The organism is Pleomorphochaeta naphthae, assembly GCF_055396005.1.
Genome location: NZ_AP042457.1, coordinates 3,132,496 through 3,147,843 on the forward strand (window position 1 = coordinate 3,132,496; position 15,348 = coordinate 3,147,843).

Sequence of the window (15,348 nt, forward strand, 5' to 3'; positions counted from 1 at the left end):
TCAATAAAACATCAACGCCTAACTAATTACAGTGTAATATATATAATCTAATTTGGAAATTGATTATTTTTATAAAAAGTGCAATAGTATTAAAGATAAGAATTGATGATATTAGTTAAATATTGAAAATTTGAAATATCCTAGCTTATATTTACCATTTTCTTTGATGCAATAGCTAAGAAATGATTCTTAGCGTTGACAAAAATAGATTCCCTTTTTATAACTTTAAGAATATAGACAATTATTTTTGTCAAAATGGAGGATTGAATGCAAGAAATGGATGGCCAGAAAACGTTAATCATCGTTGAGTCTCCTACAAAAGCAAAAACAATTAAAAAGTTTTTACCCTCAAACTGCACCGTTGTGGCGAGCAATGGACATATAAGAGATTTAGATTCTGATAAAGATGCAGTTGATATAGAGAAAGGTTTTAAACCACATTATATTATACCATCAGAAAAAAAAGCTTTAGTTAAATCTTTAAAAGAAGAAATTAAGAAAGCAGATTTTTTGTTATTAGCAACTGATGAAGATAGAGAAGGAGAAAGTATATCTTGGCATTTACTAGAAGTTTTAAAACCTAAAGTAAATTACAAAAGAATGGTTTTCCATGAAATAACTCAAAAAGCTATCCAAAATGCATTAAATGCTGGTCGAGATTTAGATATTGATATGGTCCATGCTCAAGAAGCTAGAAGAATTATTGATAGATTATTTGGTTATGATGTTTCATCATTAGTTGGTCAAAAATTATCTTCAAGAAAATTAAGTGCAGGTAGAGTTCAATCTCCAGGTCTTATGTTAACAGTCGAAAGGGAAAAAGAAAGGATTCTCTTTAAAGTTAGTACATATTTTGATGCTAAAGCTACATTTAATACTTCAAAAGGTAGTTTTGAAGCTAAGTTAATTCAATATAATGATAAAAATCTTGCGTCTAGTAAGAGTTTTGATTCTAAAACTGGTGAATATAAAAAAGATAATACTTTATTATTAGATGAAAATGGTATTGAAGATATTATTTCTAAAATAAAAAATGGCCCTTTTGTTATAAATGATATAATAAGTAAACCTATAACTTCTAAACCTAGTGCTCCTTTTATTACAAGTACTTTACAACAAGAAGCTATAAAAAAACTTCATTTTAGCTCTAAAGAAACAATGAGAGTTGCTCAAAGATTGTATGAAAATGGTTTAATTACTTATATGAGAACTGATAGTCCTTTCTTAAGTGAAGAGGGTATAAAAGGTGCTAGATCAAGTGTTAAAGCATTATATGGTGATGAATATCTTTCAAAACAAGTTAGACAGTTTAAGGCTAATAATTCTGAAGCACAAGAAGCTCATGAAGCAATAAGACCTGCTGGAGAATCTTTTGTTACTCCAAAACAATCTGGATTAAGCGGAAAAGAATTAGCTTTATATAATTTAATTTGGGCAAGGACCTTAGCAAGCCAAATGGCAGAAGCCAAAAAGAAAACTACTACAGTTAGAATTTCTTCAAATGGTGCATTATTTAGTGCTAGTGGTACACAAATAACCTTTGCTGGTTATTTGAGAGCCTATGTTGAATCTAAAGATGATCCAGAAGCTGCTTTAGATGATAAAGAAACTTTATTACCTCCTTTAGAAGTTGGACAAGAACTTGATTTAAGTAAGCTTTTAAGCCAAAAGCATGAAACTAAAGCTCCACCAAGATTTACTGAAGCAACTTTAGTTAAAGAATTAGAGCAAAGAGGGATTGGTAGACCTTCAACATATGCTTCGATTATAGATACTTTACTTAACAGACAATATTTAATTAAAGAAGGGAATGCTTTAGTTCCGACCTTTATTGGTTTTGCTGTTTGTCAGTATTTGATAAATTCTTTCCCAAAATATGTAGATTATGATTTTACAAGATTATTAGAAGCTGATTTAGATGCTATAGCAAATCATAAGATTGGAAAGCAAGAAATTTTGGAAAACTTCTATCTTGGAAATAATGGCCTTCAATCAAAAGTAAAAGTTCAAAAAAGTAAAGATGATAAAGTTCAAGCAAAAACTCTTCACTTACCTCAAATTAGTGATGATAATCCAATTATGATTGGTCCTTATGGCCCTTATGTATTAGGAAAAGAAGTTGACGGTAAAAGAGAGTATATTAATTTACCTAAAGACATGTTACCTGGAAATATTACGGATAAAGATATTAAAGATCTAATTAAAAAAGGAAAAGTTAAAAATGAACCTATTTTATTAGGGAATGATGATGAAGGTAATGAGATATACTTATGTTCAGGAAGGTTTGGCCCTTATTGGCAAATTGGAAAAGATGCAGAAAATAAACCAAAAAGAGCAAGTATACCTTCTTGGTACCAAAAAGATGAAGAAGCTAAAAAGGATTTAGAAATAGCTAAAAAATACTTATCATTACCTAGAGTATTAGGTGAAAATGAAAGTGGTGAAAAGATCTTAGCAACAAAAGGTAAGTATGGTCCTTATATAAATTGTGGCGATTTAAATGTCAATTTGAATAAAAGGGATCATGATGAACAGTTATTTAGTGTAACTCTTGAAGAAGCTAAAGAATTGATTAAAAATGGCGCAAATAAAGTTAAAGGGAAAAATTCTTCGAAAACAAAGACAGCAATTAAAGATTTTGGAGAATTTGACGGAGAAAATGTCAAACTTTATTATGGAAGGTACGGATATTATTTAAAGCATGGTAAAACTAATATCCCAATAGATGACGAGAAGGCTAAAACGGATGAAAGCTTAGCTATGAATTTAACGAAAGAACAGATAGAGAGTTCAATTAGTAAGAAAAAAGCTAAAAAGAAATAGTAAAAAAAAAGAGCTGTACTTCAAAAGAGTACAGTTTTTTTTTAAGTTGCTTAACTTATCTTTAATAGTGTATGCTTTTTATATTATAAGGAAAAATTGATATGGCAAAATTTAGATATCAAAAAAAAGAAAATAACAGAATTGATACAAACAATTTAATAAAAAATCTATCAGAAGATATGAAGATAGATGAATATAAAATACGCTTATGTTTTAATAAATTGTCTTTAGACTATAATGATGAATATTTAAATCAAAATTATGCATTAAGCAAGGAAATAGTATGTTCATTTTATGGAATATTAGATGATTATATTAGGGATGATGAAGCAAAAATTGAATTTGATGCAAATATGAAAAGGTTTGATGAAGTATATATAGATACTGCTCCTTTAATACATGAAGATTGGTTTTTATATTTTATAGCTAACGCAAGTTTGACGCTGAGAAAAAGACGGAAAAAATTAGTTATTCTTGAAAAAACAATGGAGGAAATGTATGGAATCTCCCACAATGAAGAAAAAGATTTAGATGTACGTCTTAGAGCTCAAGTTAGACCTTTTTTAATACAAAAGCTAGCAAAAAAAGGCTTAGTAAAAAGGGTAGATACAGGTAGTATTGGTATTGCTGATGATCATTTGGTAGCCCTTTTAAAAAAGCGAGGTAAGAATAATAATATACTTTTAATAACTCAAGATAGATATTTAAGTGAGAGAGTAGTACAACTTGGAGAAAATTTAAATAAGAATATTGAACTACCGCATCATTCTTTTTTTGATAGATTTAGACAAGGTAAATTTATTGATGATGATATTGTTAAAAAAGTAGTCGTTTGTGAATTATTAAAAAATGGTGATTTGCTTCGCTTATATATCTGTCAACATTGTGGCGATAGTTACTATGATAAATTATTTGATTGTAGTGGTTTTGTAATTTGTTCTTCTTGTTATTATGAGATTGAAAATGAGAGACAAAAACAAAAAGCAATTAAAGAAAGAGAAGAGCAAAAACGAATAAAAGAAATTCAAGAAATGGAAGAAAAGAGAAAACTTGAAGAGCAGATAATAACTGTAGGACAAAAGATTAAAAAACAACAAAGATTAATATATGTTATTGTAATTCTTATGCTAATAATTTTATTATCTTTATATTATTTATTAACATAAAAATTTAGAGGCTGAATTATTCAGCCTCTAAACAATTTAAAAAGTTAATTGTCCATTTTTATAAATTTGAACTTCTTTTCCATCATATGTTGTTGCATAAATATTTAAATCTGATGAACCAATCATAAAGTCCGTATGCACTCTTGAGACATTACAACCATATTCTTCGAGTTTTTCTTTTGAATCTAAATCTTTATTATTGCTTAAACACACTGAATAGCCCGCACCAATAGCAATATGACAAGATGCATTTTCATCAAACAAAATATTGTTAAATACTTTACCACTTTGGGCAATTGGGGTTCTTTCATCAACTAAGGCAACTTCACCTAGATAGGCGGCATTTTCATCACTTTCTAAATATTGATCTAAAGCTTTTTGTCCAACTTTAGCTTCGCATTTTACAACTTTTCCATCTTTAAACTCGAATCTTATACCATCACATAATGTTTGAAGAACAGTTACAGGTTTTGTAGTTGTTACATATCCATTTACACTATATTTATCGGGAACGCTAAAATGTTCAAAGGTTGGGATATTTACAAACAATGATTTATTATTACATTCATCACTTCCACCTAACCAAATAGCTTCTTCTTTTAAGGAAATAGTTAAATCAGTGATAGGGCTGACATAATGTAAGGTTTTAATTTTTAGATTGTTTAAATATTCATTACCTTTTTTAAATTCTTTATCAAACTCTTGCCATGCTTTAACAGGATCGTCTTTATCTAGTAACAAAATTTTTGTTAATAAATTTCTCATATCTTCAACGTTTGAATTTAGAACTTGTTTAGCCCATTTTTTTAATGGATAGCAAACAATACACCATGGAATTTCAAATTTAATTCTTCCATCTCTACCAGCCTGATTTAGTTGCGATTTGACTTTTGTATATTCAGCTAATTTAATCTTATCTGTTGAATTTAAAACAGTATTATTTTCTGTATCACTAATAGCTAAAAAAGCCCATTTTTCTTTTGCTCTCTCTTTATCTATGGCTTCTAAATATTTTGGTAATTTTGTTACATCCTCAACTTCTTGATATTTGCATCTTTCTTTAATTAGTTTTGTATCTACCAAATCTATATCAACATTAATTGCACCTTTTTTGTATGCTGCTTTTGCAATAGTTGCGGCAAAAGAGTAATAATCAGGTGCACAACGAATAACAAGGCTCATGCCTTTTTCAAATTGTAGACCTAATTCTAAAATTAATTGTGTATATAACTTATCAAAACGTTCTTTTTTCACAATAATTCTCCTAAAATGAAATAATAAGATTAGAATATTCCTTTTAGCTTTTAATTTCAATTGTTGAGAAATTTATGTAGATGAAAAATAATAAAACAGGATTTTTTGGAAATAGAAAAAAATTGTAATATATTAGAATTTTATATAAAAAATATTAAAATCTAAAAAAAATTAAGATTTTGAGAAAAATTTTCGCTTTTTGAATTAAGAAAACAGTGTGAGAATATAGAAGCAATTAAAATCCTAAGGAGGAAGAAATGAAAAAATTAACAGTTGGATTATTGTTATCTCTTGCTTTAATTAGTCCAGTATTTGCTGCTGGTCAAAGTGAAGGTGCTAGTGGAGAACCTGAAATAGGTTGTGCTATTTACAAATTTGATGACACTTTCATGACTAGTGTTCGTAATGCTTTTGCAGAAGCTGCAGAAGGAAAAGCCAAAGTAAATATTGTTGACTCAATGAATGTTCAAGCAACACAAAATGAAAAAGTTGACTTGTTTATTACACAAGGTGTAGATGCTTTAGCTTTAAACCCTGTAGATAGAGCAGCAGCTGGTGTAGAAATTGAAAAAGCTATGAAAGCTGACATCCCTGTAGTATTCTTTAACAGACAACCATTTGATGAAGATATGGCTATGTGGGACAAGGTTTATTATGTTGGTGCAAAAGCTGAAGAATCAGGAACAATGAGTGGACAAATTGTTGCAGATTATTGGAAAGCTCATCCAGAAGCAGATAAAAATGGCGATGGTGTTTTACAATATGTAATGATTAAGGGAGAACCTGGTCACCAAGATGCAGAACTAAGAACTGAATATTCTATTAAAGCATTAGTAGATAATGGAATTAAAGTAGAAAAAGTTGCTGAAGATACAGGAATGTGGGACAGAGTAAAAGGTCAAGAAAAAATGGCTGCATTCTTAACTTCTAAAGGCGATGTAATTGAAGCAGTATTTGCTAACAATGATGATATGGCATTAGGTGCTATTGAAGCATTAAAAGCTGCTGGTTATTTCACAGGCGACAAATATATGCCAGTTGTTGGTGTTGATGCTACAGCTCCAGCTCTTCAAGCATTAAAAGATGGTACTCTTCTAGGTACTGTATTAAATGATGCAGTTAACCAAGGAACAGCAACTTTCAATATTGCTTATGATTTAGCTATGGGAAAAACTCCAACTTCAGATTCAATTGGTTATGAGATTACTGATGGCAAGTTCGTTTGGGTACCTTATCAAATGGTAACACAAGAAAACTACCAAGATTTCATGTAGAACTGAATTAATACTTGTGATGCTCTGGGTGGGCTAATACTGCCTAGAGCTATTTTCTTTAAGAAGGAATCTTAGATGGATTATATATTAGAAATGAATAATGTAACAAAAACTTTTCCAGGAGTTAAAGCTTTAGATAATGTTACACTAAAAGTAAGACCGGGCACAGTTCATGCACTTATGGGAGAAAATGGTGCAGGTAAATCTACTTTGATGAAGTGTTTGTTCGGCCTTTATAAAATGGACTCAGGTCAGATTATATACGATGGAAAAGATGTAGTAATTAATGATGCTAAGGAAGCTTTATCCCTTGGTATTTCAATGATTCACCAAGAACTTCACACTAACCCTCATAGAAATGTAATGGAAAATGTTTGGCTTGGTAGATATCCAAGAATTGGTGGGCCAAAATCTCCTTTTGTAGACCATAAAAAGATGTTTAAGGATACAAAAAAATTATTAGAAAGCTTGAATTTGTCAATGAGCCCTAATGATTTATTGAGAAATCTCTCTGTTTCCCATGCACAGAGTGTAGAAATAGCAAAAGCTGTTTCATATGATTCGAAAATAATAATTATGGATGAGCCTAGTTCTTCTTTAACAGAAAGTGAAGTAGCTCATTTATTTGGAATAATAAATGGATTAAGAGATAAAGGCGTTTCAATTATTTATATCTCTCATAAGATGGAAGAAATTCTTAAGATTTCTGATGATGTTACTATAATGAGAGATGGGCAATATGTTGGAACATGGGAGGCTAAAGATTTAACCACTGATTTAATAATTAAGAAGATGGTTGGTAGAGATTTAACAAATAGATTTCCAGATAGAAATCCTAATATAGGGGATGAACTACTAAGAGTTGAAGATTATACCTCACCAAATCCTTTATCCTTTAAAAACGTATCCTTGACTCTTAGAAAGGGTGAAATCCTTGGTATAGGAGGCTTAGTTGGAGCTCAAAGAACTGAGGTTATGGAATCGGTTTATGGACTGAGAGCTCACACTACTGGAAAATTGTATCTTAGAGGTGAACCTATAACTGTTAAACGCCCTATTGATGCTATGGAAAAAGGTATGGCTTTATTAACAGAAGAGAGAAGAAGAACCGGTATTTTCCCTTTATTATCTGTAAAAGAAAATCTATTAATAGCAAATCTCAAAGATTATTCTAAAAATGGATTATTAAAGAATGAAAATATGGAAAAAGATAGTGTTGAACAAATTAAAACTTTGAGAATTAAGACACCAAGTACAAAGACTTTAATTAGATCACTTTCTGGAGGAAACCAGCAGAAGGTTCTTTTTGCTAGATGGTTATTAACACAACCTGATATTCTTATTTTAGATGAACCTACTCGTGGTATTGATGTAGGTGCTAAATATGAAATTTATGTTTTGATGAAAGAAATAGCAGAGCAAGGCAAAGGTGTTATTATGATAAGTTCTGAAATGCCAGAGTTAATTGGTATGACAGATAGAATTGTAGTTATGAGTGAAGGTCGTGTTGCTGGAATTGTTGATAGTAAAAAAACTACTCAAGAAGAAATAATGACACTTGCAACAAAGTATGTTGGTTAGGGAGAAAAGAATGGAAAATTTAATTAATCGAAATAGATTTTCAAAAGATAATGTTAAGGCTGTATTAATGGATAGAGCAATTTCTATTGTTCTTTTAGTATTAATTATTGTTATTGCTATTATAAATCCTAAAATTCTTAGTTTTAGAGTTTTAAGAGATATTTTAATGCAAAGTTCAACAAAGATTATTATTGCGTTAGGTATGATGCTAGTTATTTTAATTGGTGGTGTAGATCTTGGGGCTTCAAGACTAGTTGGTATGGCTGCTGTTATTTCTGCATCTATGTTACAAACACCTGATTATGTAAGACGGTTCTATCCTGACATGGGTGAATTACCTCTTTTTCTCCCAATTATAATTGCTGTATTAATTGGCGCAGTTTGGGGTATTTTAAATGGTATTGTTGTAGCTAAATTCCAAGTTCCAGCTTTTATTGCAACTTTAGGATCAATGTTAATAATTTATGGTGTAAATTCAATCTACTTTAATATGCCTCCCAACAATTCACAACCTATTGGTGGATTAAGGAGTGATTTTACTGCTTTAGGCTCTAGTTCCATTGGACCTATTCCCGTAATTGTAATTTTTGCAATTTTGGCAATAATTATAATGTGGGTCTTACTCAATAAAACTGTATTTGGTAAAAACATCTATGCCGTTGGTGGTAACAAAGAAGCTGCAATGGTTTCAGGTATTAATATTACTGCAATTATTATAGGACTATTTGTTGTTTGTGATTCATTAATTGCTTTTGGTGGTGTATTAGAAGCTGCTAGAACTGGTGGAGCTACTAATAACTATGGTGTTGGATATGAGCTAGATGCTATCGCATCCTGTGTTGTTGGTGGTGTATCAGTAACAGGTGGTGTTGGTAAAGTTAGTGGTGTTATTACAGGTGTTTTAATATTTACCTTTATTAACTATGGATTAACTTTTATCGGTGTTAATCCTTATTGGCAAAACATTATCAAAGGTTTAATTATTGTATCAGCAGTTGCTTTTGATATACAAAAATATGTTCAAAAAAAGTAGTTCGTATATTAACTTCAAAAAAGGAGCAAACGAAAGTTTGCTTCTTTTTTTTAATAAATTACAAAAAGTTTTCTTTGAATGTCTTCATCAAACATATTTTCTTTTGTAACTAAGATATAATCTATCTTTTGTTCTTTAGGGGTATTTCCATTTAAAATTTCATAAGCGGTATATACGCCTTGGTAACCCATTGCAAAACTATTTATAATCAAAAGTTCATCAATGATTCCCATTTCTAGATTTTGAATGTTTGAAAGAGAGTGGGATGTTGCAATATATTCTATATTCCCTTTATTTTTTACTGTATTAAAATATTTTGAAATACCTTCTGATGTATCATCATCTAAAGCTATAATACAATTTATGGTTTGATAATTTTCTAAATAGTTTTGAATTCTATCCTTAATTAAATTAATATCACTTCCTGCATATAGTGAGTTGCAGTTTATATTTGTAACATTCTTAAGTTTTTCCATTATGCCTTCTTCCATATATCTACTTGAAGAGATCGCTGCACTTCGACTTACTAAAAGAATATTTACTCTTTCCTTAGGATATTTTTTAATTAATTCCTCTGCTATTTTTGTTCCAATTATTTTTGTATTTGTTAAAACAGAGTAAGAATTTGCTATAGTATCATCCTTAACTTCATTAAATAATTGTACTATTTTAATTCCATTGTCTGAAGCTTTTTTTAAAGGGTCAATTAATGCTTTGTTATCACTTGGAGTAATTACAATTGCATCAACTTTTTTTTCAATCGCTTTTTCTACATATTCTATTTGGATATCAGTATCTAATGCATTTACTGTTGAGAAAAAATCAACAATTGTTGATGTGTTTGTTCTAGCTTCACGAGCACCATTTCTCATAGAGCCCCAAAATTGTCCACCTTCTTTCATTCTAATAAAAGCAATTTGATAAGGTGATAAAGAAAAATCTCTTGGTTTATTTGTTTGTTTATTTACAAAGAATGCTGTGATTATTAAAACAAAAAATATAATTATTATTGATAAATTTTTCTTCATTTTAGTTCCCTTTTATTTTTGTAACTTGTTCAATTTTATCTTTTAGAGGAATAGTGATAGTAACAGAAGTTCCTTCCTCTATTTCAGACTCAATGGATAAGCCAAATTCTTCACCATAGGCTAACTTTAGTCTCATATTAACATTATATACACCAATACCATTTCCATCTGTTATATGCTGTTTTTTATCAGTTGTTAATAGAGAATTTTTAACTTCTTCACTCATACCTGCACCATTATCGCTGATAATAATTTGAATTTTGTCTGTTCCATATTTTTTTGCCTCAATATTGATAAAACCAGGATCCATTAAATATTTAATGCCATGATAAATGCTGTTTTCTACAATTGGTTGAGTTATTAATTTTATAGTCTCACATTTTTTAATATCCTCTTCAATCGATATATTGAAAGTAAATTTCTCAACATATCTCATTTGCTGAATGACCAGATAGTTTCTGCAATGTTCAAGTTCTTCTTCAATCGTTATTCGCTCATGACCCTTGGAAATTGAGATTCTAAATAGGTTAGCAAGTGCTGTTACTAAAGTGATAACTCCTTCATCATCCCCTTGTTCTGCTAACCAAATTACAGAATCTAAAGTGTTATATAGAAAATGAGGATTAATTTTAGCTTGTAAAGCATCTAGTTCACTTTTTCTAATTAATTCTTGTTCTTCAATAATTTTTTGAAGGAGATCTTTCAATCTATTTGACATATTGATAAATGAATTAGAGAGAGATTTTACCTCTTGCGATGCTCTACCTATAGGTTGAGGAATAAAAGTTTCTTTGTGGATATTTTCCATTTGTTTTTCAAGGATTCTTATAGGCTGAGTGATATAGTTAGAAACAATTTTAGCTATTAAGATGGTTATTAAAATGCTAATTGCTAAGATGATTAATAAGGTTATTGCAAATGAGGAAAAACTTTCTAATAACATTTCATTAGGGAAAGCAATTCCAACTATTCTCCATCTTGTGTAATCTATAGTTTGAATTACTTTTAGAGTATTTGTTCCATCATTTTTAGAATAATATTTCCCAAATATTTTATCTTCTATATCCTCAATATTTTCAAAAAACTGATCATAATTAATTAAAGTTTGTTTTGGATGGAAAACTATATTATTTGAATCATCAATTATAAAAGCATATCCGGTTTTGCCTATACTAACATAGCTCATAATATCTTTTAATTTTGTATAATTAAAATCGATTAGCATTATGCCAGTTTTAACTTCCCCATTTTCATCCTTATAGTTAAAACTTTTACTATAACTTATAACCCAAGGATATCGTAAAGCTGCTAGTCTTTGAACATGAGCCCTAGAAAAATAATAGTCTCCATTTCCTTTTAAAGCATTCTGAAACCATTTTTGGTTTGCTATTTCTTCATTATCTCTTAAATTTGTTGCTGTCGTTCCAACTATGATATTACCAGAGCTATCAAAAAAGTTAATCGTAATTATATCACTTCTAGAATCTAAGATAGTATTTAATCGTAATTCAACATTTTCCTTTCCAAAAGTGTTTATATTAGTACAATAGTCTAAAGTGGTATCTCCTATAAGCATTACATCAGATATGAAGGAATTTATGCTTCTGTTTGCTTGGGAGATTGTTTGTGTTGTATTGATTTCAATATTATTTTTTGTAGTTTTAAAAAATTGATAAGTTATTGCCAATGTTATTACAATGACAATTAGAATTGTGAATAAAATTAAGATTCTTGAGAATATTTTATTTATTGAAGCATCTTTTTTTTTCATTTTGTTCTTTTTACTTTTTGTTTGTAAGCAGAGGGAGAGTCCCCTGTGATTTTCTTAAAGCAGAATGAAAAATAGTTTGAATCAGAGAAACCAACCTTTTCTGCTATTTGATAAGTTTTAAGATTTTCTTTTTCTATTAATTCTTTGGCGTGTTCAACTCTTGTCATTGTTAGAGCCTTTGTAAAAGCCACTTTAGTTTCTTTTTTAAATGTCGAACTAAAATATGCATTACTTACACCTAGTAAATCACAGATAATATCTTGATTAAAGTTTTTATCATGATAGTTTTGTTCAATTAGTTTCTTAGCAATTTCTACAAATTTGATATTACTGGATTCTCTTTTTTCCTTAATTTTTTTATTAAGCTGTAACTTTTAACATTTAGGGTTCTGAAGCCAATTAATTCTTCTTTTTAATTTCTTGGCTTTTGAACTTTATATCTAACTTTTCACACAAGATAGTAACATGCCTAGTGAATTTAGATAAATACCATTTATCTTCTATTTTTGTAGCTTTTATCTTTCTTAGAGTTGTTATTAGATCTGCTAAAGAAATGTTATTAGCTTCATTAATATTTGAGATTTCTTCTATAGCGTCCATACTCATCATCATACAAAGATGATTGATAAATAACCAAGCTTCAAGTGAATAATCATTTCTCATATAACTACTATCATAGCCTAATGTATTATCATAGGTTTTGAAAAATTGTTCTATTGCTTGACGTTGTTTATAAATAACATAAACTTGTTTAGCATTTAATTCTTTTCTGTTGGTTTTTATCGTTATAGTTCCAGTGGATACTTTATCCCTTATGATTTCAGAAATATCAAGAGGAACTAAAGCTGATAATTCTTCATCACTTAAACGACTTTTTGCTTTTAATCTTTTATCAAGAATTTCACCTTTATAGAGTTTATCTTGCTCTCTTCTCTTTAGCTCCCGCTTTCTCTTAATTTCAATACTGTTATTCTTTTTTTCAGTTCTTCTTATAACATCTTTTAATTCTGCATTATGTAAACTGCCATCTAAGTAGAGGTGAATATTATAATCATTCCCTTTAATAGTAAGACAGTGGATATTTCTATTATGATAAATAAAAGCATCTCTGTATTCTGCTATGCTTGCAGGTATCTTGCCTTTAGTTTCTAAATTACCTCGTCTAAGAGGAATTATATAATTCATTCCACTATCTTCAATTAAGTCAAAGTTATAATTACTACCAAATCCTTTATCTGCGATTATGGTAGCATCTTTGTCTTTTATATTGGTTTCTTTTATAATATCTTCAAATACAGATACATCAGGTACACTACCTATATATTGCTTATAATATTCGGGGTAACTTCCATTTGCATCCAAGGAAAACATATAGATAAGATTTACTTGTGGAGAGTATCTACTTTTTGAATCATATCCTACTTCAGCCATATCAAGATTTTTGGATGAGGAGATTATTCTATGTCCATCAAATAAAATAAATCTATCTTTATCTCTGGCATAGCTATTCATAAACTTTTTAATCCCCCCTCTATCTCGTCCAACATCTTTAAGCAAACTCGTTATTGTAGATGAAGATAAAGAGAGATTAGGAAAAACATTTGATATATAACTTGATTCATAATTAAGATCTATACGTTTAAAAGCCTTGCCATACAATATCCTTAGTATGGCAATAACATATAGTTGCTCCCCATAATAGGGAAAGCAATCCTTTAGTCTATCTAATATTGATCTAGACTTAGAGATAAAATAATATGAGGCTCCATACTCTTTAACCTCCATTTCTTTAAAAACAGAAGCTTTTACTTTCTTAGCTACAAACCCATCTTTGGTTATTTTACCAATCATTTTTCCAGAAACTTTGGTTGACTTTTTTGTTTCAGGATTATATTTAGTTTTTCTCTCATAAAGATACCAATTGCCACTAATATATTTAATTTCAGTATTTTTAGGCTTTTTATAATTTAGTACATATTCAGGTCTTTCGTGCTTAATTGCCATAATCATTTTACCACCATAATTTAGGGTGCTTATATTTTATGACAACTTTCTCTTTAAGTCAATTTAATTCGTTATTATATGGTTAATTAATAGAAGAAAAGAATGGGTTCCTAAAAATTGGAACCCTAAATATTAAAAGATACAGATTAAGTGCAATTGATATTTCTCTTAGATTTGGAATAGTGACACTTAAAGTATTTAGTTGAGATATGGTTTTAATTAAGGTAGAGTATTTACTTAAATTCAAATTGTAGCTTAATGCTAAATTTGTAAGAAGTGATATAATTTTTAAATTATATGATTCCAAGTCTTCAGGGTTATAATTAGAGTTTTCGCTAAACAATAGCTCAATTGATTTTTGTATATCTTCTTCACTTCCAAGTTTTATATTTGTAAGTAAAGCTTCGATATATTTATCTTGGCTATTATCTGTTGTTTCAATAGTCTTTTTAGGTTCTAAATCTTCAATAAAGAAGATTGTTTGATCTTTGTAATATAATTTGTAATTAATTGCTGTTATGCATTGTCTGTAAGCTTTATTTAATTCAATAAATGATGTGGTAATTTTACTAATTCCCATATTAATTTTTGTCTTAGTATAAAAATTAATATATTTGTGTAACTCTTGGATTTTCTTAAAAGTCCTTTTTTTAAATAGAGGTTTCTCTATTATCTCTTGTCCTTTATGTTTGTAGTAAAAGGTTAAAATCATTTTATTTTTATTTATTGATTGAATTATATTTGAATCGGTATCAAAAAAATTATTTAAAATATCTTTGATTGTTAACAAGTTAAGTTTTGTATCATTAGTAGTTTCAGGTTCAATAATACAGGTTATGAAATAATTGGCATCTATGGGGAGATTATATTCTTTTGCTTGTTCTACTACTTCGTTATAATTGCCAAAATAAACTTCATTCATTATTCTCTCAATCATTGCTGGAATTAAGTTGTTATATAGTTGAGTTAATCTTTGTTTGTCTGTTCTTAAGGCAATTTCGTTGTCTAAATTTTGTCTAAGTTTCGTTAGTAGTTCTATCATATTTTTTTTAGATACAGGTTTTAAGACATATTCTGTAACATTTAGTTTTATTGCACTTTGAGCATAGGAAAATTCATCATGACCTGATAATATGATTATAGTAGTAGTGGGCATTTTTTTCCTAATTTTTCTAATTAATTCAAGCCCATCTAGATAAGGCATTTTAATGTCAGTAATTACTACATCAGGAGCTTTGTCTTCTATTATATCTAAAGCCTCAAGACCATTTTCTGCTTCTCCAATAATAGAAAATCCATAATCTTCCCATGGTATTTGTTCTTTCATGGAATCTCTAACTCTAGATTCATCGTCTACTAAAATAATTGAATACATGCTATCATTTTAAAATATGTGGAGTTATATAGCAACTAA

At 29.1% G+C, this 15,348-nt stretch carries 11 protein-coding genes; 5 read left to right on the top strand and 6 right to left on the bottom strand.

Going from position 1 to position 15,348, the window contains the following annotated elements; all coding sequences use genetic code 11:
* The first annotated feature begins 267 nt into the window (after nt 1-267).
* Nucleotides 268-2,823, top strand: coding sequence for a type I DNA topoisomerase (gene topA, locus ACZ5SO_RS14260; RefSeq protein WP_464625503.1), 2,556 nt, complete (start codon nt 268-270; stop codon nt 2,821-2,823).
* A gap of 101 nt (nt 2,824-2,924) precedes the next feature.
* On the top strand, nt 2,925-3,989 hold the full coding sequence (locus tag ACZ5SO_RS14265; RefSeq protein WP_464625505.1) for a PIN domain-containing protein: 1,065 nt from the start codon (nt 2,925-2,927) through the stop codon (nt 3,987-3,989).
* Nucleotides 3,990-4,025: 36 nt separating this feature from the next.
* Here ACZ5SO_RS14265 and ACZ5SO_RS14270 read toward each other — a convergent pair whose 3' ends face one another.
* Entirely contained in the window at nt 4,026-5,243 is a 1,218-nt protein-coding gene (locus ACZ5SO_RS14270) for an aminopeptidase (RefSeq protein ID WP_464625506.1), read from the bottom strand.
* Between the two features lie 257 nt (nt 5,244-5,500).
* Between ACZ5SO_RS14270 and ACZ5SO_RS14275 the strand changes: the two genes are divergently transcribed.
* The 3 genes from ACZ5SO_RS14275 to mglC all read left to right on the top strand — a co-directional run bounded on the left by ACZ5SO_RS14275 (nt 5,501) and on the right by mglC (nt 9,131).
* A complete protein-coding gene (locus tag ACZ5SO_RS14275; protein WP_464625508.1) occupies nt 5,501-6,517 on the top strand; it encodes a galactose ABC transporter substrate-binding protein in 1,017 nt (338 codons plus the stop codon).
* A gap of 75 nt (nt 6,518-6,592) precedes the next feature.
* A complete protein-coding gene (locus tag ACZ5SO_RS14280; protein ID WP_464625509.1) occupies nt 6,593-8,098 on the top strand; it encodes a sugar ABC transporter ATP-binding protein in 1,506 nt (501 codons plus the stop codon).
* Nucleotides 8,099-8,108: 10 nt separating this feature from the next.
* Entirely contained in the window at nt 8,109-9,131 is a 1,023-nt protein-coding gene (gene mglC, locus ACZ5SO_RS14285) for a galactose/methyl galactoside ABC transporter permease MglC (RefSeq protein ID WP_464625510.1), read from the top strand.
* A 50-nt stretch (nt 9,132-9,181) separates the two neighbouring features.
* Here the strand turns inward: mglC and ACZ5SO_RS14290 are convergent, their stop codons facing one another.
* From ACZ5SO_RS14290 to ACZ5SO_RS14310, 5 genes are all read right to left on the bottom strand, one after another.
* Entirely contained in the window at nt 9,182-10,159 is a 978-nt protein-coding gene (locus tag ACZ5SO_RS14290) for a substrate-binding domain-containing protein (RefSeq protein WP_464625511.1), read from the bottom strand.
* A 1-nt stretch (nt 10,160) separates the two neighbouring features.
* On the bottom strand, nt 10,161-11,930 hold the full coding sequence (locus ACZ5SO_RS14295; protein ID WP_464625513.1) for a cache domain-containing sensor histidine kinase: 1,770 nt from the start codon (nt 11,928-11,930) through the stop codon (nt 10,161-10,163).
* The gene (locus ACZ5SO_RS14300) at nt 11,927-12,283 is read right to left on the bottom strand and encodes a helix-turn-helix domain-containing protein (protein WP_464627852.1); all 357 of its coding nucleotides are present in this window, start codon (nt 12,281-12,283) and stop codon (nt 11,927-11,929) included. Before ACZ5SO_RS14300 ends, ACZ5SO_RS14295 begins: the two co-directional genes overlap by 4 nt.
* A gap of 46 nt (nt 12,284-12,329) precedes the next feature.
* Nucleotides 12,330-13,934, bottom strand: a complete 1,605-nt coding sequence (locus ACZ5SO_RS14305) for an IS1634 family transposase (RefSeq protein ID WP_464624650.1) — start codon at nt 13,932-13,934, stop codon at nt 12,330-12,332.
* Between the two features lie 82 nt (nt 13,935-14,016).
* Nucleotides 14,017-15,309: a response regulator gene (locus tag ACZ5SO_RS14310; RefSeq protein ID WP_464625514.1), complete on the bottom strand. Its 1,293-nt coding sequence runs from the start codon at nt 15,307-15,309 to the stop codon at nt 14,017-14,019.
* Nucleotides 15,310-15,348 lie beyond the last annotated feature (39 nt).